Genomic DNA, 736 nt, shown 5'->3' on the forward strand with positions numbered 1-736 from the left:
GTTCCTGGTGAGGCGGAACGCGTGGTGATCGAGCACCTCCATGCCGGGGAAGAGGTCGTCCAGGTGGTTGGCGATCAGCTCCTCCAGGCGGATGAACCGGAGGATCTCGCCGGCGCCCGGCACCTCCACGAACCGGGGGAGCATCGGCGGCACCTTCAGGCGCGCGAAGTCCTGGCGCCCGGTGCGGGCGTTGCGGATGCGGATGGCGAGGTTCAGCGACAGCCCGGAGATGTAGGGGAACGGGTGCGCCGGGTCGACCGCCAGGGGCATGAGCACCGGGAACACCTGGGCCTGGAAGTACTCGCCCAGAGCGTCCCGCTCGGCATCCGTCAGGTCGCCCCACTCGGTGATCTCGATACCGGCGTCCGCCAGCGCAGGCTTGACCTGCTCGGTCCACACGTCGGCGTGGCGCAGCTGCAGGGCGTGCGCCTCGGCGGAGATGTCGGAGAGCACGTCGGTCGGCGCGCGGCCGACGTTGGTCGGCACCGCGAGCCCGGTGAGGATGCGGCGCTTGAGCCCCGCGACGCGCACCATGAAGAACTCGTCGAGGTTGCTGGCGAAGATCGCCAGGAAGTTGGCCCGCTCCAGCTCCGGCAGCGCCGGGTCCTCCGCCAGCTCCAGCACGCGCTGGTTGAACGCCAGCCAGCTCAGTTCGCGGTCGTGGTAGCGATGGTCGGGCAGCACGGCGTCTGGCGCCTCATGCGCATCGAAATCGTCGTCCTCGGCATCGCCCAGG

General features: G+C 70.0%; 1 pseudogene. It reads right to left on the bottom strand.

Going from position 1 to position 736, the window contains the following annotated elements:
- Window positions 1–684: pseudogene (locus BGN97_RS04005) on the bottom strand (RNA degradosome polyphosphate kinase); the annotation flags it as partial.
- Window positions 685–736: the final 52 nt, after the last annotated feature.

It is taken from the genome of Microbacterium sp. 69-10, from assembly GCF_001897945.1.
Taxonomy (GTDB): domain Bacteria; phylum Actinomycetota; class Actinomycetes; order Actinomycetales; family Microbacteriaceae; genus Microbacterium.